Source organism: Paenibacillus sp. 79R4 (assembly GCF_013393165.1).
In the GTDB taxonomy this organism is placed as follows: Bacteria; Bacillota; Bacilli; order Paenibacillales; family Paenibacillaceae; genus Fontibacillus.
This window is the reverse complement of the sequence record NZ_QJOT01000009.1, coordinates 242,419-265,752: the sequence shown is the minus strand read 5'-3', so window position 1 is coordinate 265,752 and position 23,334 is coordinate 242,419. Positions and strand designations below refer to the sequence as shown.

Here is a 23,334-nt window from a genome sequence, read left to right as displayed (position 1 = left end):
GAAAATAAATTATCCGGTATTAGCTAACGTTTCCGCTAGTTATCCCAGTCTTACAGGCAGGTTACCTACGTGTTACTCACCCGTCCGCCGCTAACTCTCTGGAGAGCAAGCTCTCCATCAAGTCCGCTCGACTTGCATGTATTAGGCACGCCGCCAGCGTTCGTCCTGAGCCAGGATCAAACTCTCCAATAAAGTGTTGCTCATTGAAAAGAGCGATTAGCTCATTTTGAATCTGACTTATTTCTTAGATTTCACTTGACGTGAAACCCGCTCACTCGTTGTTCAGTTTTCAAAGATCAACTTCGTTTTTAGCGTCGCTGCGTTCTCAGCAGCAACTCTTATAATATATCATGTTGTTCCGTGAAAGGCAAGCTCTTTTTTAAAAAGTTTTTGAAGCCTTTTATTAAAAACAGCCTGTACTTTTCACATCCGTGAACGATCATTTAATCGTCCAACGGGTTATTAATATATCATAGAATACTGCTCAGTACAAGCCTTTTTGCAAATTAAACAGGATTCAAACAAAAACGAGAGCAGGGCATCCTTTTTTGCCCCACTCTCGATCTTCTCTTATCTCTGCCCCCAAGGATTGCGCCGTGTAGAACTCGCGCGGCTCTTCTGCGATGAGGCACCCGACTTCGAGCCAGTGCGCTTGCTACCGCTTTTCTTGCTTGCTGAACTTGCTGAGCTTCCCGAAATTTTAACTTCTTTTTTCCCTTTTGACCTGGTCTGTGCCTGAGGCTTCGAAGCTTCCAAGGTTTCTGTGCTTTCTTTTTGCTCAGAGATTGTTGCCTCTTTGAAAGCTCCCGCCTGCTGTTCCCGTTCAAGGTTAGTTTCATTAAAGGTTCCAAATCCACCTTCAAACCAGACAGGTTGTTGTCCCCCTGAAGCTGCAAAAACCGGATTAGAATTATAGTTCATAGGGTAAGCCTGGAACGAAGGGTCAAACGAATTTACCGGATATTCATATCCATAAGGATATCTATAATGACAGCCGCAAGAATGCATTGGCCACACAGGTCCCGGTCCACAATGTTGTGGCGATACCCCTGGATATTGGCTGTTTGGCGCCATATTTGGAGACATGTTAGGCGACATGTTAGGCGACATATTAGGGCCCATATTAGAACTCATATTGGCTTGTGCATTATTGTCACTATAAGGCATCGGTGTCGGCCAACCGCCTTGACCTTGCTCCTGAACCCATGGCTGATTGTCTACCTGGCCCATAGGCCCCCATCCCATACCCATCATTTCATGGTTGTGATGCATAAAATCATTTCCGATTCCCGGATATCCTCCAATAGAAGCTCCATTATCCATCATATTGCCCATCGTGGACGGACCTTGGTTAGGCAGCTGCGGAAAATCATAGAAGGATGATACATTCCCGCTTGGCATTTCTTCATGCATCGACATGTTTTCTTTCATAGGATGAGTATGATGTCCGTGTTGGGTCATATGTCCGGTATGATCATCACATCCACATGGAGAAGACGGATGCATCATTCCCCCGCCGCCAAAAGGCTCAACGGAGTAGAATGGCGAAGTCCATGGATCCGGGCATTCAGGAACTGGCTTGCATGACGGCTCTTCTTTTTTGATCGTCTGGAATTGAATCTGCTCCACAAATTCTACTTTGATTGGCTGAATTGGAGCAGGCATTGGCGGATTGGGATTAGGCATCGGTGGATTGGGAATCGACATTGGTGGGTTCGGATTTGGCATCGGCGGGTTTGGATTTGGCATTGGCTTCGGAGCTGGCGGATTCGGATTTGGTTTTGGAGCTGGTGCGATTGGCTTCGGTTTTGTCATTTCCTCTTTAGGCGGAGCTGGCTTTACTTCCGGTGCCGGCGCTGGCAATGGCGTTGGCTTCGGAGCTGTATTCTTCTTCCCGCCCGTTCCTGGAGCAACATTCGAGCCGCTATGTGCCGGCGGGTTCGCCGCGCCTCCCCCCTTGACCGGGATCAAGACGACATCTCCTACCTTCAGCACATTTGGATCACTGATTTGCGGGTTGGCATCGATCAGCGTCTGCAGAGGGATCCCCCAGGCTTTGGACAGCTTCCAGAGCGTATCCCCTTGTTTGGCAACATGCTTGTAGCCGTCGCCTTCCACCTGCACTGCACCAGCCGGAATTTTAATCTTCTCTCCGATGCTCAATTGATCTGGATTAGCGATCTGCGGGTTGGCTTCAATTAACTTCTGCAGCGGTACATTGTACTTTTGAGATAGCTCATATAATGTATCGCCTTTTTTCACGATGTGTATTTTCACGCGCTAAAGACCTCCTAGGTTTCTTCTCCGGTACGTGATATTCGCCCGGGGCCCAATTAATACATCCTATGCAAAAAGCCTAGTTTTGACATCCACGAAAATAAAAAAAGCAAAACAAAAAAAGCCTCGCCATCCACTAGGGAGGCGAAGCTCTTCTATGAATTGAATTACCAGACTTTCACTCCGTCTTGATCCACGATGCTGCGGAACTCTTCAAGCAGTTTCAAGGTTACAGGGCCAGCTTGACCGCTGCCGATAATCCGTCCATCGACTTCGCGAACAGCAATAACCTCAGCCGCCGTGCCCGTCAGGAACACTTCATCGGCCACATAGACATCATGCAGCGTGAATGGCTCTTCCTTCAGCTTGCAGCCCTTCTTCTCACAAATCTCGATGATCGCCTGACGAGTAATCCCTTCAAGCGCTCCAAGATAGCACGGTGGCGTCGTAATAGTTCCATTTTTGACTACGAAAATATTATCCCCGGACCCTTCCGTAACATAACCTTGAGCATTCAACATGATCGCTTCACCGGCACCGGCCAGGTTCGATTGAATCTTAACGAGAATATTATTCAAGTAGTTCAACGATTTGATCTTTGGATTGAGCGCATCCGGGATATTGCGGCGCGTCGACACGGATACCGCCTTAAGTCCGTTCTTGTATGCTTCCTCGGAGTAGATCGCAAGCTGCTCCACAATAATAATGACAGAAGCCTTCTCGCAACGATTAGGATCAAGTCCCAGATTGCCTGGGCCACGGGAGACAATAAGGCGAATATAGCCATCGCGCATCTCATTGCGACGCAGTGTCTCTACCAGCGCTTGCTCCATTTCCTCATAGCTTAGCGGAATTTCCAGCATAATCGACTTCGCCGAATCATACAGACGATCCAAATGCTCTTTGCATTTGAAGATATTGCCGTTATAAATGCGGATACCTTCAAAGATCCCATCACCGTATAAGAAGCCGTGGTCATAGACAGAGACGGTTGCCTTCTCCTTCGTCACATACTGCCCATTAAGATAAATCCATTGTTCTGCCATTAATATTGCACCTCCGAATTTAGTACTTTGCTAGAATAACTAGGATAACTACCAAGCACTCTGACTTGGCATCCTAAGGCCTCGATCTCTTCTATAGCAGAGGGAAGCAATACCGCATCCAGTGCGGCCAACACATCCATATAAAAATAATAACTGCCTAACCTCTTCTTCGTTGGACGGGATTCAATTCTTGATAGATTCAGCTTGCGCCAGGCAAATGCAGATAACACTTGGTGCAGCGCACCCGGAAAATCCTCGGGCAAAGTGACCAGAATACTGGTCTTCCTTTGCGCGCCTTCTTCTAAAACCGGCAGCGGCTTAGGACCAATCAACACAAAACGAGTGTAATTATTGTCATGATCCGTCACTTTGCTGGCAAGCACATCAAGTCCATGCCGTCTGGCCCCAAGCTTAGTCCCAATGGCTGCCCAGCCTTCACCTGGATTATGCTTCACCAGTTCAACTGCCTCCGCTGTACTTCCCACATTCTCCAGCTCTGCGTGCGGCATATGCGCTTTAAGAAATTTCATGCATTGCGCCATCGCCACCGGATGGGACAGGACTCGGGACACCCTGGAATAATCCATTTCTCCATCAGTATCCACCAATTCACTACGCCGTCCAATCAAATTTTGAATGGAAGGATAGACCCATTCGATCTGCATCGGAACGTCCACCTCATGGACAAGCCAATCCATATGCAAACTCACTGAGCCCTCAATCGTATTCTCCATCGGAATCACGCTGTAATCCGTAAGACCATTCTCGGTTGCCAGAAAAACATCGGAGATCTGTTTGTAATGAAGCAGCTCTACAGGCTCGTCGCCAAACAACTGAAGAACCGCCTCATGAGACACCGTCCCCTCAGGCAACAATGCTATTCGTATCATGCCTTGACTTCCCCTCTTACATAATCCAATAATGAACTTTCTTTATCCATAGTAAGCTCCTTAGCTCCATGTGTGCAAGGTTTTAGCCAAAGCGTACTTGCTGTTATATCATGGGATTTGAGCACCTTTAGAAGAAAAGCTTCCAACTGCTCGCCCTGTCCTGACTGTGCATCGACCAAAGCGAGCAAGGTAGGACCAGCCCCGCTAAGCGCTGTACCCAGGGCTCCATGCTGCGTAGCCTCCTCCAAAATTCGCGTCATTCCGGGAACAAGCGAAGCCCGGTAAGGCTGATGCAACCGGTCCTGCATTGCCGCGGAGATAAGATCGAGCCTCCCCATGGCCAAGGCCGCGGCAAGCATCGAGGAATGACTGATATTATAAACCGCATCTCCCAGGCTTACTTGCTTAGGCAGAGCCTCGCGCGCCTTGGAAGTGGACAATTGAAATTCCGGGATAGCCACCAGAACTTCCAAATGCTGCGGCGGCTCAATCCGCAATATATCGGCGTGGGCCCCGTCCCATACAGCCGTAATAATTCCGCCGTATAACGAAGCTCCTACATTATCGGGATGATTCTCCAGTGCTGTAGCCATATCGAGTAGACGGGCAAGCGGCAATGGAGAGCCAATCAGTGCATTGGCAGCATATAACGCTCCGACAATGGCCGATGCGCTGCTCCCCAGACCACGGGTCAGCGGAATATCCGAGTACATCGAAATTTCCAGTTCAGGAATCCGGACTCCGGCTTCTGCAAATACGGTCTGCGCCACAGTATAAATAAGATTGCTTTTATCTTTCGGCAGTCCATCCAAATTGTCCCCGTATAAATGAAAAACCGTTGTATCGGCCGGCTTCATCTCTATCCATGAATAGAGGGATAATGCCATGCCTAGCGTATCAAATCCCGGCCCCAAATTGGCTGTACTTGCCGGAACCTGAACCCGAACGCCCGAGCTGCGAACCCTACTCATAACCTACCACCTTCATATCGTCAACCATCATCATCTTGGAATTATTCATGATCTATAAGCTCCTTACTCTTAGCCCTCTACGCGGTACACGCTCTTCACCCTGCGGATAACATCCAGCGATTCAAAGTGGCTTAGTACCTTATTCATCGCCGCTTTGCTCGCATTATGGGTAACGATAATAATCTCCACATCGCTCATGCTGGCATTTGGAGACTGCACGACGGATTCCAGGCTTACGTCATATTCGGCGAATACCTGAGTGATCTTCGACAGTACCCCTGCCTTATCGGCCACCTGAAGCAGCAGGTAATTTTTATAAGCGATTTGCTCATCGTCCTTCAGCTTCTTAGGTTTGTACGGACCAATCGCTCTCAGGCCATTTACCCCGAGCTTCTGATTCTTGATTACTGCGACCAGATCAGCAACGATCGAAGTCGCCGTTGGCATTTCTCCCGCACCGGGACCGTAGAACATCGTCTCTCCAACCGCTTCGCCATACACATATACTGCGTTAAACACGCCATTTACTGCAGCGATCGGATGGCTATGCTTCACCATGGTCGGCTCAACACTTATGCTGTACTCATCGTCCTGCCGTTCCGCGATGCCAAGCAATTTTATCTCATAGCCCATTCTCTTGGCATACAGTATATCTTCCTTAGAGACTGCAGTTATCCCGCGAACGGCTACGTCCTGCAGATCCACATTGGTCCGGAAACCAAGCGAACCGAGAATGGCCATCTTACGAGCGGCATCCAGTCCCTCGACATCCGAAGTCGGGTCTGCCTCAGCGTAACCAAGCTCCTGCGCCTCAGCCAGTACATCATCATAAGAAGCGCCTTCCTGGCTCATTTTTGATAAAATATAGTTCGTTGTTCCATTCACGATACCCATGATCTTCATAATACGATCCGAGGAGAAGCCCTCAATCAGCGTGCGGATAATCGGGATCCCTCCAGCCACGCTCGCTTCATAGAATATATCGCATTGTTTCTCCCTAGCCACATCCATAATCTCCGCTCCATAAAGCGCCATCAGATCCTTGTTGGCTGTGACGATATGCTTGCCCCGGTTCAACGCTTCCAGAATGTACTCCTTCGTCTGATCCACGCCGCCCATTACTTCAACGATGACATCGATCTCGGGATCACGAATCACTTCCCAAGGATCCTCCGTCAACTTGCTGCGCTCAATATCTATGCTGCGGGTCTTCTCTATGTTCTTCACCGCAACCTTCTCAATCACGATCGGCGATCCTACTTGACTGCTCAAATCCTCCTGATGCCCTTCCACGATACGGACGACGCCAGTTCCAACCGTACCGAGTCCAAGCAAACCTACCTTCACTGATTTCACTCGCTGTCCCCTCCTATATCCCCTAATCGGGGGAATTGATTCATTCCTATCCTTGACCGACGATTTCCGTCTTTCTTACGCCGGGAGTTCCTTGCAGCATCTTAATTATCTCATCCAGTTCCTCTGTCAAGCGCGAGGTCTCTACGGAAATAACCACATTCGCCTTACCCTGCAGCGGGATACTCTGATTTATCGTAAGTACGTTACCCCCGGAGCCTGCGATCAGCCCCAGAACTTTGGATAAAATACCGGAACGATGCTCCAGGTCGAACGATATCGTGACAATGCTCTCACGTTCAATCTGATTCAATAAATGGATTCCGTCCTTATATTTATAAAAGGCGCTCCGGCTAAGCCCGACTCTCGCCACCGCCTCGTTGACCGTCTTAACGTCCCCCGAGGCTAGCAGCTGCTTAACCTGAAGCGTCTTGATCACAGCATCCGGCAGAATATCCTCACGAACCAAATAGTAGCGTTCCTTCACAAACGTCCTCTCCTTAGAGACTTCTGTTTTTGTATAGTGGACATTATAACGGAAATCTACCGTTCCGGCAATCCATTTTTCGCGTAATTTATGTAGGTACACATCTAAAAATAACTTAGCGTGTGGGTTTTCAATTAATCCGGCTCTCAGCACCAATCAGGCTGGATGAAGCCAGGTATACAGAAAACGGCTACTGTCCCCCTCCAGGAGACGTACCCGTTTCTGCGTACATTTATGATTAATAATAGTAGCTGCTGCCCTCTACAAATTCAAATTCAAAGTCGCCGATCCGCACAATTGTACCGTCTTCAGCTCCGCGTTTGCGCAATTCTTCATCCACACCCATATGGCGGAGGGTGCGGGCCAGCTTCAGGATGGCCTCATGCGTATTCAACTGCATTCGCTTCATCATGCGCTCAATCGTCTCGCTCTCCACGACGAACATTTCGTTCTCACGGCGGATAGTGAAGCTGTTGTCTTCCTTCTTATCCAACTTATAGATCTTACGTTCCGTCTGCTCAGCAACCGCTTCGACAGCCGGCTCTTCAGGGATCTGATCCAGCAGATCAGCGGCCTTATACAACACTTCCTGAACTCCTTGCCGGGTCAATGAGGACATCTCCAGAATTTCAAGCTCCGGGTTAATCTCCCCAATCCGCTTGCGGAATTCCTTCAGGTTGTCCGCGGCCTCAGGGATATCCATCTTGTTAGCAACAATAATCTGCGGACGCTTAGCCAGCTCAGCGTTGTACTGATCCAATTCAGCATTAATCTTCTGCCAATCATCGAAGGGATCGCGCCCCTCAGAGCCGGCCATATCAATCATATGAATAATCAGCCTTGTACGCTCAATGTGGCGCAGAAATTCATGTCCCAGCCCGACTCCTTCATGCGCACCTTCAATCAGACCCGGCAGGTCAGCCATAACAAAGCTTCGGCCATCACCAACATCTACAACACCGAGATTCGGTGTAATCGTTGTGAAATGATAAGCTCCGATCTTTGGCTTCGCAGCAGATACAACCGAGAGCAGTGTAGATTTACCTACGCTCGGAAATCCGACCAAGCCGATATCAGCCATAACCTTCAGCTCCAGCACGACCCAGCGCTCTTGGCCCTCTTCTCCATGCTCGGCGAGTTCCGGAGCCGGATTATTCGGCGTCGCAAAGCGGATATTTCCGCGTCCCCCACGCCCGCCTCTGGCTACAACAACCTGTTGACCATGGCGTGTCAGGTCCGCGATAACTTCCTGCGTGTCATCATCAATGACGACAGTACCCGGAGGAATTCTTACGATCATATTCTCAGCATTAGCACCGTTCTGGCTTTTGTTGCGTCCCTTCTCGCCACGCGGCGCCTTGAAATGGCGTTGGTACCGGAAGTCCATCAGCGTACGCAAACCTTCATCAACGCGAAAAATAACGTCCGCCCCTTTGCCGCCATCTCCGCCGGCCGGACCACCTTCCGGAACATACTTTTCACGTCGGAAAGCGACGATCCCATCTCCACCGTCGCCTCCTTTTACATATACTTTCGCTTTATCTACAAACATGCGTTCACCTCATTTGTATTTTGCACTGAAGCCTTCAGCGGTACTCTTAATCTACAGGAGAAGCGGTTTGATTCCATCCGCTCCACTTGAACCCGTCTGTCACGCTGCCATTCATCGATATATCGATGCAATTTCTCAGCGTTGTCCGCCTCTACCTCTGGATAGAAAGCGGCAATAACCTCACCATTTTCCTGATACAGGCTCATGCGAAGCTCCAAGACTTCATCCCATGAGGAGCGCCCTATGAACTGGAACTTCTTAATCGTCTCCACAATCGCTTCCGTCAACTCTTCAGCATCCTCAACCTGGAGCATATGATCCAGCTGCAGTTCATCCCTGATCTCTATTTTGAGATCGATTGATCTGTTCACCTCACGGAAGGATTGCAGAAAGAATACGAGCGCCGGAACACCCAGCCTTGATATTTTGCTCTCTAATGCCATTTGATCTTTTATTCTTTCCACACAGCTACCCAGTTTATCATATTTTCCAAGCTTCAAATAGCCGTAAATCAGCTGCAGATCATTCATCCAGTCATGGCGATGATGACCCAGCGTAGCTGTGGCCGTCCTCTGTACCGATTCCAGTAAATGCTTGCGCTCATCTGCAGCCCGTCTTTGGATATATCTGATATAGCCCTGAAATAAAATTAACAAACATAGACTGATAAGGATAAATCCGGTTATAGATTGAATGAAATACATGGAAGTTAGACAAGTCAGCACAATCACTGCGAAAAGAGTCGGAATCGCGAATCGACGTTTCATAACCTTCCTCGTTTCTGCACAGATTAAGTAAAATCATTACAACTCGATATATACACAGTATATCACAATCCTTGTCCGAAAACGCTTATTCTCCAGTCAGTTCTGGTAGAAAATGCCGTCTATAAAATCAAAAAGTCCTTGGCATCTAGGTGCCAAGGACTTTGTAAACCTTCGCTATATTAGCAAAGTTCTTAAGCTTCGACTGCAGCTGCTACTGGAGCAACTTCCACTGGGTAGACGCTCACTTTTTTACGGTCGCGGCCCCAACGTTCGAACTTCACTACGCCGTCAACTTTTGCAAACAGCGTATCGTCTTTGCCGATGCCTACATTAGTACCTGGGTGAATTTTCGTTCCGCGTTGACGAACGAGAATGCTTCCGCCAGTTACAACTTGACCATCCGCACGCTTAACGCCAAGGCGCTTAGCAATACTGTCGCGTCCGTTCTTTGTAGAACCTACGCCCTTCTTCGAAGCGAACAACTGAAGATCTAATTTCAACATTGTCCATCTACCTCCTTCTTCAAGTAATAACGTTCTGTATCTGAATATACGTTCCGTATGAATCCTCGATTGTCTTCAGCATTACAACCATAGACGAGAGCAACAGCTGTACCTGCTCCGACACCTCTGCCTTCAGATCCGTTGGCAGCTTTGCATTCAGAAAGCCGCTCTTCACCTTCGATTTCATCACAGTACCTGTGAGCTCCTCGATGGAATTAACCGTTCCAACAGTGATGGCCGAGACTCCGGCACATACTATATCCTTCCCACTATCGTCGTAATTAGCATGACCGGACACTTTAAAACCAACGATGTTGTCATCCTTTTGACGCAGTATAGACACGATAATCAATTACCGCACCTTCTTACGCTTGGATTTTCTCGATCGTTACTTTAGTGTAAGGTTGACGATGACCTTGTTTCTTGTGGTAGTTCTTCTTAGGCTTGTATTTGTAAACGACTACTTTTTGGCCTTTGCCGTGCTTCTCAACTTTCGCTGTTACACTAGCGCCGGATACCAACGGAGCCCCCGCTACCAAACCTTCACCTTTGGATACTGCCAATACACGGTCGAACGTCACGCTTGCGCCGTCCTCAGCATTCAATTTCTCGATGTAAAGAACATCGCCTTCTTGAACGCGGTATTGTTTACCACCAGTTTCGATAATTGCGTACATTTGCTTGCACCTCCTCATGTCTCAGACTCGCCTAATTCAGGTGCCGCTCTACAAGAAAGCGGACTTGCATACCTGATCGGAGCGGTTACAGCATGTGTACAAGACTCCCTCATAACACATACCATAGTATGATAACATGAACAAAAACGAAAATCAATTATTTTTAAAGGGAGCATGGAAGTCCACTGCTAATATGAAAACCGATCGAAGAAAATCAAGGATAGAGCAACCGTGCTTCAAAGTGATTTAATACCTCAATTTTAGTGTAGCCGTTCACCCCGTCGCTTCGCTGCTGCTGATCAGCACCTCGACATCCAGCTTGTTTAACGCATCGATCCATTCCTGCGAGCAGCCCGGATCGGTAACGATCATGGAGATCTGCTCCAGCGGAGCGATTTGCGCAAAGGTCGTAACTCCGAACTTGGAGTGATCGGCAACGAGAATAGCTTCCTCTGTACGCTGCATCATTTTCCGCGACATTTGCGCTTCTTCCAGATTATACTCGGTAATTCCATCGACCAGCGAGATGCCCCCGGCAGAAATAAAGGCCTTGTTCACCTTAAACTGGTCAAGTAAATGGTGGGCGATCGCATCTGTGGAGGCCTGACAAAGCTTGCTAACCTCCCCGCCAGCAAAAATAATTCTTCCCTGGAATTCCTCCAGCGCACAGGTGAGTACTGGCACGGAGTTGGTAATGACGGTCACATCAGCACGATGCTTCAGCTCCCGCATTATCTCCAGCGTCGTTGTTCCATTATCAAGGAGAATGGTCTCCCCTTCTCTAACCAGCGAAGCCGCAAGTTTGCCGATCGACTGCTTCTCGGCGTGATTCATTTGCGATCGCTTCATGAAGGTTGGTTCAATCCATTCCGAACGGGTCTGGACAGCACCACCGTATACTTTGCGTAATTTCCCTTCCCTTTCCAATCGATCCAGGTCACGGCGAATTGTCTCCGTGGAGACGTTAAATATTCCCGCCAATTCATGTACCTGGACCTTACCTTCTTTGCCTAGCTGTGCGAGAATGGTCTGACGGCGCTCTTCATAGGTTAAGGACATGTCGTTCCCTCCTGTATTCAACAAGCTATATGATTTAGCGGGGATCCAAAGCCCGCTTTGGATAAGAAAACCGGTCGAAACATTCAAAATGAACGACCGCAATGCGAATGTAGGTTGCCATGTTTCCATCTGTCGGACAGCAGGATGATCGGGGTAAGCGTAATCCCATTGATCTCAGGTGGTCACATACTCACTACAAGCAAATGGCCTTCGCGGTCGTGTTCTACGAAAACGTATAGTTCCGCTCCTCAGTCCCTAGCTTCATCCAGCTGAATCGTTTCAATGAAACGGACATCAAATATATGAGCATGGGTGCTGAATATCAATCTTTTACACACGCACATTAATGTGTTTTGTTGTTGTTTTTGTTTTAAGTGTATCGTTTACTTGGAAATTTTGTCAAACTTCACATCTCTGTTTGCCGCTCGTTTCTTGATTACAATCTCCCCATATTTACATAGATTTTACAAACTTCTATAAAAGGATTGACAAAAGTGTTATCAAGGCATAGAATCAACACGAAAACAACATTAATAAACAAGAAACAACAACATAACAATGAGGAGGGGCATTATGAGCCGCCGCTTATCTTATCGTCAGGATGGAACCTTTACAATTGTACAATTTACGGATCTGCACTGGAAAAATGGATCCGAGGCCGACCAGCACACCCGCAAATTAATGGAGCTGGCATTAGAAACCGAGCACCCGGATCTCGTCGTATTTACAGGGGATGTTATCTATACCGGGGATGACAATGATGAATGCGTAAATCCCGCACAGGCCTTCAGCGACGCTGTAGCTGTTGTGGAAGAACGCCGCATCCCATGGGCTGTCGTCTTCGGCAACCATGATACCGAGAATCGGATTACCCGCAAAGAACTTATGCAGGTTGTTTTATCCCAGCCGCATACGGTGGCCGAAGCCGGTCCTGAAGAGCTTTATGGTGAGGGCAATTATTCTATTGAATTGATCGATTCCAAAGGTAATCCCGCTTTCCATTTGTATTTTCTTGACTCCGGGAGCACATCGCCACTGGAGCATGTCCCGTACTATAACTGGGTGCGCCGGGATCAGATCCATTGGCTGGCCAGCGAATCGGCTCGTCTTAATGCCGGGTATCAGACTGAGAAATCGCCAGCCCTTGCTTTCTTTCATATCCCGGTTCCCGAATACCAAGAGATGTGGGATACACAGGTCTGCTACGGCAATAAATTCGAACGCGTCTGCAGCGCACCTGTGAATTCAGGTCTGTTTACGACGCTGCTTGAAATGGGAGATGTCGTCGGGACCTTCTGTGGTCATGACCACGTCAATGATTATCACGGCAGCCTCTACGGCATTCGTCTCTGCTACGGCCGGGCAACAGGCTTCAACACCTATGGCCGTGAAGGATTCCCGCGCGGGGCGCGCGTCATTCGTCTCACTGAAGGAGAGAAGGACTTCACAACCTGGCTGCGTCTTGAGGACGGTACAGCAGTGACTGAACAACCGATCCATCAACCTGAAAATGCAAAATAATAGAGAGGCTGCTGTATAACAAATGGTGATACCTATCTTGCTAGTTCTGGCCTCCGGATTGTGTCATGCAGTCTGGAACCTGTTTACGAAGCGCAGCATCAATAAGGGCGTCTTCCTGTGGACGATCATGATGATCCCCTCAGTTCTGCTTCTGCCCGTACTTATTGTGGAACTTTGGAAAACCCCGCTATCCTTAGGCGCTTATGGATTATTATTGTTATCCGTTCTTTTACAAGGGGTATATTCCTGGTTATTATCAAAAACCTATGAACTCGGCGATTTGTCGCAGATTTATCCGATTATGCGGGGCACAAGCACATTGCTGGTGCCGCTGATCGGGGTCATATTTCTCAAGGAATCCTTGTCGTTATTCGGATGGACCGGCATTATACTTATGATCGGCGGATTCTTCGTTCTAAGTGGTATCAGTGTCGGACACAAGCAAACCGCCAACAGACAACCGCAAAATCTGAAGCCCTTCGCTTTGGCGCTCTTAGTAGGACTGTGTACTACCAGCTATGTCTTCGTAGATAAGTTGAATCTGGGGAATATCTCCCCCTTGGCCCTGCTTGAAGTGACCAATATCGGCTTTGTGGCCGGATTGACCCCACTCGTGTTAAGGTCGAAGGCGTTGAAGCGAGAATGGAAGACAAACCGCAACACCATCCTTCTCGGTGCGTTCCTGAACCCCGGTTCATATCTGCTCTTCCTGTTTGCGATGCAGCAGGCGCCGATGGCTCATATCAGCCCGCTGCGAGAAATCGGAACTGTATTCGCTACCTTCCTCGGAGTTATGCTTCTGAAGGAGCAGCAAGGCTTAAGAAGAATCACCACCTCCATTATCATCTTCTGCGGCATTTTGATGATCGGAGTATTAGGATAAAAAGAAACCACACTTCGTTTTGAAGTGTGGTTTCTTTTTTTCTCAACGCCTTCCTCTGACATAACGAAACTGTAAATCGCTATTTCCTCAAAAACAAGAGGAATTCTATTCTAACGAAACTCTATATCGTTATTCGGACTCATTACAGGCGAAAAGCTGCTAATTCGCTCATATAACGATACCCAGTTTCGTTACAATTTCTGATGGCCTTATTTCACGTAAATAGCGGTACTACGTTTCATTAGAGAAACAATCACTACATGGACTAATCAGTTAGCAGCAGTACACTTTCTTCCCGCACCCGCTTACGGGTCATCTCTAGCAGGCCTAGCTTGGTCCATCCCAGAACATGATGTTGTGTACGATCCCCGTCCAACGACGATTCCAGCATGTCCAATACCTCACTCTGATGCTCTTCCCGATCCATATCGATGAAATCGACGATAATAATGCCTCCGGCATCGCGGAGCCGCACCAGCCTGGCAATTTCCCTGGCGGCTTCCATATTCGTCTGGAATACCGTCTCCTCCAGCGTCTGTCCGCCGGTAAAGCGGCCGGTATTCACATCGATTACGGTCATCGCCTCAGTATTATCCCATACTATGTACCCGCCACCCGGAAGCCAGATCTTACGCTGGAAATCCTTCTCCAGCTGCTGACGAATTCCATAATGCTCAAATAATCCGTCCTCTCCCTCATATACCGTAAGCTTGGGGAATTTCCCCGGGAGCATCGTACCCAGAAATTCATTCGCCTGTTCCAGCTGCTCTGGACAATCCATAATCAGCTCGTCCGTCTCAGGACTATAAATATCCCGCATAAGACGTTGAACCATTCCAAGATCATGATGCAGCAGGCTTGGCGCACCGATCTTCTTGGCTGTGTCCTTGATATGGTTCCAGCGATCACGAAGCAGGCCCAGGTCCTCTGCGATCGAAGCTGGCTCCGCATTTTCCGCAACCGTCCGCAGAATAAGTCCCTCATCTTCCGTGCGCAATTCCTCACCAATTGCTCTTAGTCTTGATCTCTCATCTTCATGTCCGATTTTCTTGGATACAGCAACATACCCTGCAGTAGGCATGTAGACAAGCCATCTTCCAGGTAATGAATAATGAGTTGTAACCCGGGCTCCCTTGTTGCCTAACGCATCCTTAACAACCTGCACAATCAGTTCTTGCCCTGCTTTGAGCAGGCTCGTAATCGCCGGCTTTTGCCGCGGCTGTCTCTCCAAATGCGGGTGAAGCAAGTCATCAATATAAAGAAATGCATTCTTCTTCTGTCCTATATCAACAAAAGCAGCCTGCATACCAGGAACAACATTCACAACCTTGCCCTTAAAAAAGCTGCCCACCAGTCCCCGCCTCTGAGAACTCTCTGCTGCATACTCCACCAATCTGCCGTCTTCCAGCAGCGCCATTTGGGTGGAATCAGGGCCGCAGTGAACAATCATTCGCTTCATCATCTCACCCTTTGCCTTACTTTCTATCAAAACTGCTCTACCATTATAACATGATATAGTCCTACTAATCCTTAGGCTTGCCCCGCAAAAAAGAGGAAATAATTCTCTGTTCTGGCAACACAGCCACAATATCGCCCTGCCTGTTCATGACATATATAAAATGGTACTTCTGTCTTCTAAATAGACGTAAGATTTGTTCTAAAGGTTTCGCTTTATTCGCTACAATTGGCTGAGCGAGCCCCCCGGTCGTCCAGTGACGAACAAAGGACTGATCCCGATTAACGAGGAAACGCATAAAACGATAAGGGATATTACGGTAATCCGTCCAATTGGAATAGAGCAGAAATAATCCTACCAGCAGCAAATTTAAATTCAGCATACCTTGTCCAAGCAAAGGTGGAAGTACAGAGTAGACCAGCACCATAAGGCTGAATAATAAGCTGATTCGCAGGGAGTAGACCAGCGTCAGATGAAATGGCAGTATTAAACTGATTAGAGCTTGCGATATTTTCCCTCCATCCAATGGAAGAATCGGAAGTAAGTTAAATGAGGCGATGATGAGATTGCTATTAATAAAATAGAGAAAGAAAGCTCCCTCCCATAATCCACAAACATGTAACAGCAGCGACACTCCGATTAGAAGAATATTCTGCAAAGGTCCGGCCAAGGCGATGACGATCTCCCTTCGTGCCGTGAGATGAGTCGTATCCTCCATTTCCGCAACCCCACCGAAGGGCAACATCTGAATCGCCAGCACCTGAACGCCGTAACATCGGGCGGCGACGACATGTCCTATTTCATGAATAAATACGATTGTGAACAAGGCGATGAGCTCCAGAAAATGGCCGGTTAGCACCGAAGCCAGCATGATGATGACAAAGAAGGGATGTACCGAAATCTTGATGCCGTTCCACTTAATCAAACGAGATCACATCCGTCGGATCGATAAATCGATCGTTCTTTTTTAAGGCAAAATATAGGGTTGGGAGTGTATCCCCCTCTCCAGCATCAAGACTCCCGATCGAATCGCCCCCTTCAACCCAATCTCCCTTGCTGACCATAGCCTCTTCCAAATGCCCATATATCGATTTATAGCCGTTCGAATGCTGCACCGTTACGGTCATTCCGGTCAGGGCATCCAGCTTCACGTCCAGCACGCGTCCAGTATCCACACTTTTCACCATCGTACGATCTGCTTCCAGCTCCTTCGGAATGATCTCCACCCCTTTCAGACTGAGGGCAAAGGGATTGGCCAAATGTCCGGTTAACGGCGATGTGAACCCGCCGGCTGCGCCAACCTTCATACCTTTATCCTCATTATGCTTAAAAATGGGAATGAAGGAGGGAGCGCCACCGATATTCCTCTCATACCAAGCCTCGATAGCGCCAAAATCAATCTCCTCTGTTAGAGCTCTGGCTACAAAAGCCCTTACCGGAAACGCCCAATCCGGTTCATATCGCTCGACACCCCAAATGCCCACGAAGATAAGCGCACTAATCATAAGTCGAACAAACAGCGAGGTCCAGAAGTTAGGCCTCCGCTTGTCTCCGAAGTAATCATCTCCTCCGCCTCCGCTGGAATTATAGCCGCCGATATCTTGCCAGCGGCCTTGTCCTCTCTTCCAGAGCAGTTCCGGATCGGGTTCCACCTCATCCGACACGCCGCTATAACCGACGATGTTCCCTTGTCCGGGCTGGGCGGATGACCGGTATGGATGATCGTTGCGCATTCTATCCTGGAGGATCGGCTTGTACGCCTCTGCCGAGGTTAGCTGTCTGATCCTCTCCTCACGCCGTTTCTTAACATTCGACTTCACATCCATCGTTCTCATTCCTCCGCTCAGGCCGCTTGCTTCCAATAAACCACTCCACCTCCGGTGCAGCTTGGAACAGCAGCCCGCTTTGTCATACTCTATATTTATGAACAGCAGCGTCAGAATATGAACAAGCTTATTTTCAGTATGAATGGAACACCAGCGTAGGAAGCACCTGCAGCCAGGCACAAAAAAACCGATGCCAACGGCACCGGTTCAATCAGTTATATAATAGATCAGCCCATTCCAAAAAATTTCTTGAAACGTTTGAATCTGCCCTGTTTCTGCTCCAGAAGCATCAGCGGCACGGTATCCCCCAGAATTCGGCGCGCGATGTTGCGGTAGGCAATCGCCGCCATCGATTCCGGGTTCATCACCGTAGGCTCGCCTGAATTGGCCGCTTTGATTACCAGTTCATCGTCAGGAACAATACCCAGCAGATCGATATTCAACACTTGAAGAACATCATCAATATCCAGCATGTCACCCGATTTCACCATATTCGTGCGAATGCGGTTCACCACCAGCTTGGGAGAAGAAATTTGCGAATTTTCCAGCAGTCCGATAATACGATCCGCATCACGTACAGCTGCATTCTCCGGTGTTGTAACTACGATAGCCTGATCAGCGCCAGCAATCGCATTTCTGAATCCCTGCTCAATCCCGGCAGGACAATCGATAATGACGTATTCATACTCCTTCTTTAATTCCAGCACGATATCCTTCACTTGCTCAGGCGAGACGGAATTTTTGTCCTTCGTCTGCGCTGCAGGAAGCATATATAACTCTTCGAACCGCTTGTCCTTCACAAGCGCTTGATTCAAGCGGCAGCGTCCTTCTGCGACATCGATCAGGTCATAGATAATTCTATTCTCCAGACCCATAACGACATCCAGATTTCTGAGACCGATATCTGTATCGACCAGACAGACCTTCTTGCCGAGCAACGCAAGCGCTGTGCCAATGTTAGCCGATGTCGTCGTTTTGCCGACGCCGCCTTTGCCAGACGTGACAACGATAGCTTCTCCCATCAATTACACCCCTTTGAACACGTTTAAATCCGGCCTGACCCGGAGCATATTCGTAATCTTGTCTATCTGCATTTTCCCGTCACGTAAAAAAGCGAACTCCATACTTGTCTCCCGATTCTCCCACTCGTCCGGTGGCCTGCTGATGATCTCTGCGATCCTAAGCTGCGTGGGTGCCAAATAGGAGGCGGCTATGACCGCCTCCTCATTGCCAGTATAGCCGGCATGGGCCATCCCTCTAAGAGCTCCCAATATTAAAATATCTCCGGTGCACGTAATCATTCCCCCGGGATTAACGTCTCCCAAGAAGAGCAGGTTGCCTTCATGATGCAGCACCTGCCCGGAACGAATCATTCCGCACATCGTCGTAATCTTCGCCGTATCCTCTTCAGTTACCACACCCGGTGTATCTACGGAACGGATAAGCAAGTTTCCTTTTTGCTTTAATATATCAAGCAGCGCTTCCTTCTCTTCATCCGAGATCACTCTCATTCCGAATTTCACATCGACATGAATAATCGGACCGGTCAGTATGTTCTGATGGCTGTGCTCCAATTTATAGCGCAATTCTTCAAGAAGAGCTTCGAATTCGCAATTATCGTCAAACAGGAAAACCAGGCCATCCTTGATGCCCTTAATTGTCACATGGTTGGATTTCACCGTCATAAGCCTGTCCCTCCCTCTTATTCAATTCGCGCAGAGGCAAACAAGTTCCTGCTTGCATTCATTGAAATATACGAAGTTAGGACTTCTGTTCCGGAGAACGGCGCTTCGTAATAATCTCAAGCTGCCGTCTTAACGGCACATAAATCGCCAGAGCAAATACAAATTGAATGAACAGGTTCGGAATAATGTGATTGACGAATGCCCACGAGTAAGGTTGATGCGTAAGCTCGAACAAGGAATAGATGCCAAACAACGTAGAGTCCAGCAACAGGCTTCCAAGTATAATGACGATCAGTACCATAGGGAGTGGCATCGGGCGCGACCGCGACGGAACCCCGACCAGATAGCCCGTAAATCCCATCGCAAAAGAATACGACCCGATGATAGCCCCATAGAAAACAATATCATGCAGCAATCCGAAAATAATACCAAGAACCAAACCAGTATAACGGTTCTCAAAGATAGAAAAATACATAATCACAACAAAAACCAGATGAGGGAACAGGCGCGTCTGCCAAGCGTATGGGATCAGCCAGGGGATGATTGTACCTTCTATAATGAACAGGACGAACAGCAGCAAAATCAATACAGATTTCCTATTCATCACTATTCCTCAACCTCCGGAGCAAACACCACGAACAGTTCTTTCCAATCGGTAAAGCTTGCTGCCGGTTTCACCGTGGCCGTGTAGGTCAGACCATATTGACCAACATCAATGCTTTGCACCGTGCCGATCACCATTCCCCGAGGGAATACACCGCCGACACCCGAGGAGACGATCAGGTCATCCTCTGCGAGCGGAGAAGGCGAAGTGATCCGAGACATGAGGAAATTGCCGGTGGTCTGATCATAAGATTCAATGACTCCGAACACATCATTTTCCTTACCTTGGGCAGTTACTGCAATACCATTGGAATTCGGATCCTTGGCATCCATCGTTGTAGCCAGTCTGACGGTAGATGTGAAGTGGCTCACTTGGCTAATCACACCAACTAATCCTTCTGTAGAATGTACGGCCATCCCTACCTTGACGCCCTCCCGCTCGCCGATGTTCACGACAATCGACCGGTTGATGGGATCATCATTGACGCTGACAACCTGAGCAATCTTCCAAGTATAGTTATATTGTTCTTTCTGGGCCTTGGTAAAATCAAGAGCTTTCTGAAGTTGCGCATTATCCTGCTCGAGCCGGTTAAATCTAACTTTGTCGCGCGTGTAATGAGATAAAGCAATCTTCAGTTGTTCATTCTCTTCCTGGAGAGAACGCAGGTCGGAGATGTCCTCTACAATACCCGCTATATATGAGGTAGGTTTATAAAATATATATTGCACGAAGCCTACCGTATCCTTCACAAACTTCTCCGGCCAGGATAAGCCTGCTCTTGATCCGAGGGTAAAGCCCATCACCGCAATAAATAGAATAAGTCCTATCAACAAAACAAATAATCTTTTGTTGCCCAGCAGCTTAAACAGTGGAAGCACCCTCCAATCCTTCGTATTTCTTCTAATTGTACCTTGCCACAGTTCGTCTTGAAACAACCAATTTGCCGGAAGGATGCTCATGGAGTAACTTCTTTGGCAAATCGGCTTGCAAAGATGTGCGGCTATCATCAAATCCGCAATCTTAAACAAGCAGAAACGGCCCCTCGTCTATGACGAACGAATCCGTTTCTGGCAATGGATACAAATAGAAAAGCGGCTTGGCCGCCCGGAATGGACGGCGCCGCTAATCATTATCGTCTTCATATTCGCCCGATCTTAACGTCTCGAACGAAGTGTCGAACTGTTCTTAGTCTTAAACAGGTGAATATTATCGAGCGCACGGCCCGTACCAATCGCTACGCAATCCAGCGGATTATCTGCAACGATGACAGGCATTCCTGTCTCACTGGCAAGCAGCTTATCCAGATTGCGAAGCAGCGCGCCTCCGCCTGTAAGCACAATACCGCGATCCATAATGTCGGCCGCAAGCTCTGGCGGGCATTTCTCAAGCGTGACTTTTACCGCATCGACAATCGCACTCACCGTATCATTAAGCGCTTCGGTAATCTCATCGGAAGTAATTGTGATCGTCTTCGGCAATCCGGTAACCAAATCGCGTCCACGAATCTCCATCGTCTCAACCTTCTCCAATGCGAGCGCAGAACCGACATCCATCTTAAGCTGCTCGGACGTTCTTTCCCCGATCATTAAATTATATTGACGTTTAATATATTGAATGATCGATTCGTCCATTTCATCACCGGCTACACGCACCGATTTGCTTGTTACGATCCCGCCAAGGGAGATAACTGCAACCTCTGTCGTACCGCCACCGATATCTACGACCATGCTACCTGTTGGTTCCCATACCGGAAGATCGGCACCAATCGCTGCAGCAAAAGGCTCCTCAATTGTATAAGCCTCACGGGCACCCGCCTGCTTCGTTGCATCCTCTACTGCACGCTGTTCCACCGCAGTAATTCCCGAAGGAACACACACCATGACGTTAGGATGGCGTTGGAACATCGAACGCTGTTTTTGCGCCTGACGAATGAAATATTTAATCATCGTTGCCGTCGTATCGAAATCCGCGATAACTCCGTCCTTCATCGGGCGAATCGCACGGATATTGCCTGGAGTTCTGCCGATCATCTTCTTAGCTGACTCCCCTACGGCTACGATATTCTTATTATCAGTATGGATGGCAACCACTGAAGGCTCCCTCACAATAATTCCTTTGCCACGGATATAAACAAGGGTATTCGCAGTCCCCAAATCAATTCCTAAATCCTTCGAAAAGCCACCAAACATGCTGTAATCTTCCTTTCTTCCTGTATCTAATCAATTATATTACATCAAACCCTGCTCCTTCAAACTTACGAATTGACCGTCTCCAATCACGACGTGATCGAGTACATCAATTCCCACAATCTCGCCAGCTTCACACAAGCGACGCGTCATCCGGATATCCTCCGGGCTTGGTGTTGGATCTCCACTTGGGTGATTATGAGCGCAGACGATCGATGCACTGCTGCATTTGATAGCAGCACGAAACACTTCGCGAGGATGAACAATCGAGGCGTTCAGGCTTCCTACGGAAAGCGTCTCTTGAGCAATGATATGATTTTTCGTATTCAAAAAAAGACATACAAAGTGTTCCTTAGATAAATACCTGAGCTGCTCCATTAGCAGATCGGCTGCATCCTGTGGACTCCGAATACTTACCGTATCTGGCAAGCGTGATTGAGCCAACCTTTGTCCAAGTTCAATCCCGGCCTTGATCTGCACAGCCTTCGCCATCCCGATCCCTTTCATCTGGGTCAATTCCTCCAGACTAAAATCTACCAGGCCGCGGATACCGCCAGTATCGGCAAGAATCCGCTGTGCCATATGGATGGCTGACTCATTCTTCGTTCCTATCCGCAGCAATATCGCTAATAACTCAGCTTGACTTAGCGCCCCTGCTCCATTTTTCATCATCCGTTCACGCGGGCGCTCCTCGCTAGGAAAGTCACGCAGCATATAAGGTGTCATAACCATAAATGAATCCCTCTCTTCCGAATATTAGTTGCCAAGTCCTTAACGAACTATTGACACAAACTCAATTCGGAAGGATATGCTTTATCACTTCCTAGAATAAACGGATTTTCAATTGTTTTTGTTACATTATCTACAATACTGTTACTCCAAATTGGCCAAGCATATCTACAAGTAACGATAGCGGCAAGCCGACAACATTGAAATAGCAACCTTCTATACCTGTAACTATCGTTGCTCCCAAGCCTTGAATCGCGTAGGCACCGGCTTTATCGAGTCCTTCTCCGCTAGCTGCATAAGCTTCAATCTCACGCTCATTCAGCGGCTTCATCGTAACGGTCGTTGAACGATAGTCAACGAGGGTCTCTCCTGTCCGGCTGTCTATGCAAGCGACTCCTGTATACACGATATGGCTCCTGCCCTGAAGAGAACGCAGCATCGCAGCAGCCTCCTGCTCGTTCTGCGGCTTACCTAGCACCGTCCCATCCCTGACAACAACCGTATCGCTTCCGACAATAATTCCTGCAGAATCTCCGTCGAATGATGTAGAATGATATACCGCTTCGGCTTTCCGTTTGGCAAGCTCCTGAACCATTTGCTCTGGTGTCCACTTCTCCGATGTGCTCTCGTCAGCATTGCTAGGAACAATGTCAAAGGGAATCCCTAAGGCAGCAATCAATTCCCGGCGACGCGGTGAGGTCGATGCCAAAATAATATGGCGTGGTACATTGGATTCCAAGACTAGGTCTCTCCTTCAAGCATTAAAATAGGGGTAAATATCAAATAATGACGATATAACATACTAAACTGTTGTCAACCTCGCCATTTTTTGACACTTTATTATTATAAGGTTATTTCACCC

The 23,334-nt window shown here is 48.2% G+C and carries 24 protein-coding genes, 1 rRNA gene and 1 other annotated feature; of the genes, 2 read left to right on the top strand and 23 right to left on the bottom strand.

Annotated features, from left to right (window positions below; translation table 11 throughout):
* The 13 genes from DMN77_RS15250 to DMN77_RS15190 all read right to left on the bottom strand — a co-directional run.
* Window positions 1-192, bottom strand: a 16S ribosomal RNA gene (locus DMN77_RS15250); the annotation flags it as partial.
* A 378-nt stretch (window positions 193-570) separates the two neighbouring features.
* A complete protein-coding gene (locus DMN77_RS23960) occupies window positions 571-2,277 on the bottom strand; it encodes a LysM peptidoglycan-binding domain-containing protein (protein ID WP_372775992.1) in 1,707 nt (568 codons plus the stop codon).
* A gap of 167 nt (window positions 2,278-2,444) precedes the next feature.
* Window positions 2,445-3,323 (bottom strand): branched-chain-amino-acid transaminase, encoded by an 879-nt coding sequence (ilvE, locus tag DMN77_RS15240; protein WP_068778106.1) that lies wholly within the window; start codon window positions 3,321-3,323, stop codon window positions 2,445-2,447.
* Window positions 3,323-4,213 carry a prephenate dehydratase gene (pheA, locus tag DMN77_RS15235; protein ID WP_068778107.1) on the bottom strand — a complete coding sequence of 297 codons (891 nt, stop codon included), beginning with the start codon at window positions 4,211-4,213 and terminating at the stop codon, window positions 3,323-3,325. Before pheA ends, ilvE begins: the two co-directional genes overlap by 1 nt.
* A complete protein-coding gene (thrB, locus tag DMN77_RS15230) occupies window positions 4,210-5,184 on the bottom strand; it encodes a homoserine kinase (RefSeq protein ID WP_179015574.1) in 975 nt (324 codons plus the stop codon). The genes pheA and thrB overlap by 4 nt, the downstream gene beginning before the upstream one ends.
* 69 nt (window positions 5,185-5,253) lie before the next feature.
* Complete coding sequence (locus DMN77_RS15225; protein WP_068778109.1) at window positions 5,254-6,540, bottom strand: homoserine dehydrogenase; 1,287 nt, start codon at window positions 6,538-6,540, stop codon at window positions 5,254-5,256.
* Between the two features lie 46 nt (window positions 6,541-6,586).
* Window positions 6,587-7,024: an ACT domain-containing protein gene (locus DMN77_RS15220; protein ID WP_068778110.1), complete on the bottom strand. Its 438-nt coding sequence runs from the start codon at window positions 7,022-7,024 to the stop codon at window positions 6,587-6,589.
* Window positions 7,025-7,262: 238 nt separating this feature from the next.
* Window positions 7,263-8,576: a GTPase ObgE gene (obgE, locus tag DMN77_RS15215; protein ID WP_179015573.1), complete on the bottom strand. Its 1,314-nt coding sequence runs from the start codon at window positions 8,574-8,576 to the stop codon at window positions 7,263-7,265.
* The gene (locus DMN77_RS15210) at window positions 8,567-9,343 is read right to left on the bottom strand and encodes a Spo0B domain-containing protein (protein WP_179015572.1); all 777 of its coding nucleotides are present in this window, start codon (window positions 9,341-9,343) and stop codon (window positions 8,567-8,569) included. Before DMN77_RS15210 ends, obgE begins: the two co-directional genes overlap by 10 nt.
* Before the next feature lie 191 nt (window positions 9,344-9,534).
* On the bottom strand, window positions 9,535-9,846 hold the full coding sequence (gene rpmA, locus DMN77_RS15205; protein ID WP_068697198.1) for a 50S ribosomal protein L27: 312 nt from the start codon (window positions 9,844-9,846) through the stop codon (window positions 9,535-9,537).
* Between the two features lie 19 nt (window positions 9,847-9,865).
* The gene (locus tag DMN77_RS15200; protein ID WP_068778113.1) at window positions 9,866-10,198 is read right to left on the bottom strand and encodes a ribosomal-processing cysteine protease Prp; all 333 of its coding nucleotides are present in this window, start codon (window positions 10,196-10,198) and stop codon (window positions 9,866-9,868) included.
* 13 nt (window positions 10,199-10,211) lie between these two features.
* Complete coding sequence (gene rplU, locus DMN77_RS15195; RefSeq protein ID WP_068778114.1) at window positions 10,212-10,523, bottom strand: 50S ribosomal protein L21; 312 nt, start codon at window positions 10,521-10,523, stop codon at window positions 10,212-10,214.
* Window positions 10,524-10,536: 13 nt separating this feature from the next.
* Window positions 10,537-10,620 (bottom strand) — a sequence feature (ribosomal protein L21 leader region).
* A gap of 176 nt (window positions 10,621-10,796) precedes the next feature.
* Window positions 10,797-11,582, bottom strand: a complete 786-nt coding sequence (locus DMN77_RS15190) for a DeoR/GlpR family DNA-binding transcription regulator (RefSeq protein WP_068778115.1) — start codon at window positions 11,580-11,582, stop codon at window positions 10,797-10,799.
* Window positions 11,583-12,155: 573 nt separating this feature from the next.
* On the opposite strand from DMN77_RS15190, the gene DMN77_RS15185 reads away from it, so the two are divergent.
* Both DMN77_RS15185 and DMN77_RS15180 read left to right on the top strand, forming a co-directional pair.
* Window positions 12,156-13,103 carry a metallophosphoesterase family protein gene (locus DMN77_RS15185; protein ID WP_068778116.1) on the top strand — a complete coding sequence of 316 codons (948 nt, stop codon included), beginning with the start codon at window positions 12,156-12,158 and terminating at the stop codon, window positions 13,101-13,103.
* Between the two features lie 22 nt (window positions 13,104-13,125).
* Window positions 13,126-13,986, top strand: coding sequence for an EamA family transporter (locus DMN77_RS15180; protein WP_068778117.1), 861 nt, complete (start codon window positions 13,126-13,128; stop codon window positions 13,984-13,986).
* Window positions 13,987-14,251: 265 nt separating this feature from the next.
* Here the strand turns inward: DMN77_RS15180 and DMN77_RS15175 are convergent, their stop codons facing one another.
* From DMN77_RS15175 to DMN77_RS15130, 10 genes are all read right to left on the bottom strand, one after another.
* Window positions 14,252-15,445, bottom strand: a complete 1,194-nt coding sequence (locus DMN77_RS15175; protein WP_179015597.1) for an Rne/Rng family ribonuclease — start codon at window positions 15,443-15,445, stop codon at window positions 14,252-14,254.
* 64 nt (window positions 15,446-15,509) lie between these two features.
* Window positions 15,510-16,367 (bottom strand): M50 family metallopeptidase, encoded by an 858-nt coding sequence (locus DMN77_RS15170; protein ID WP_068778119.1) that lies wholly within the window; start codon window positions 16,365-16,367, stop codon window positions 15,510-15,512.
* Window positions 16,360-17,304, bottom strand: a complete 945-nt coding sequence (locus DMN77_RS15165) for a M23 family metallopeptidase (RefSeq protein ID WP_256872418.1) — start codon at window positions 17,302-17,304, stop codon at window positions 16,360-16,362. The genes DMN77_RS15170 and DMN77_RS15165 overlap by 8 nt, the downstream gene beginning before the upstream one ends.
* A 191-nt stretch (window positions 17,305-17,495) precedes the next feature.
* Entirely contained in the window at window positions 17,496-18,290 is a 795-nt protein-coding gene (minD, locus tag DMN77_RS15160; RefSeq protein ID WP_068778120.1) for a septum site-determining protein MinD, read from the bottom strand.
* A 3-nt stretch (window positions 18,291-18,293) separates the two neighbouring features.
* Entirely contained in the window at window positions 18,294-18,953 is a 660-nt protein-coding gene (gene minC / locus DMN77_RS15155) for a septum site-determining protein MinC (RefSeq protein ID WP_068778121.1), read from the bottom strand.
* A gap of 76 nt (window positions 18,954-19,029) precedes the next feature.
* Window positions 19,030-19,557 carry a rod shape-determining protein MreD gene (gene mreD / locus DMN77_RS15150; protein WP_068778122.1) on the bottom strand — a complete coding sequence of 176 codons (528 nt, stop codon included), beginning with the start codon at window positions 19,555-19,557 and terminating at the stop codon, window positions 19,030-19,032.
* 2 nt (window positions 19,558-19,559) lie between these two features.
* The gene (gene mreC, locus DMN77_RS15145; RefSeq protein WP_068778184.1) at window positions 19,560-20,435 is read right to left on the bottom strand and encodes a rod shape-determining protein MreC; all 876 of its coding nucleotides are present in this window, start codon (window positions 20,433-20,435) and stop codon (window positions 19,560-19,562) included.
* 276 nt (window positions 20,436-20,711) lie between these two features.
* Window positions 20,712-21,746 (bottom strand): rod shape-determining protein, encoded by a 1,035-nt coding sequence (locus DMN77_RS15140; protein WP_068778123.1) that lies wholly within the window; start codon window positions 21,744-21,746, stop codon window positions 20,712-20,714.
* Between the two features lie 39 nt (window positions 21,747-21,785).
* Window positions 21,786-22,475 carry a RadC family protein gene (radC, locus tag DMN77_RS15135; protein WP_068778124.1) on the bottom strand — a complete coding sequence of 230 codons (690 nt, stop codon included), beginning with the start codon at window positions 22,473-22,475 and terminating at the stop codon, window positions 21,786-21,788.
* Between the two features lie 130 nt (window positions 22,476-22,605).
* Complete coding sequence (locus DMN77_RS15130) at window positions 22,606-23,211, bottom strand: Maf family protein (protein WP_068778125.1); 606 nt, start codon at window positions 23,209-23,211, stop codon at window positions 22,606-22,608.
* Window positions 23,212-23,334 lie beyond the last annotated feature (123 nt).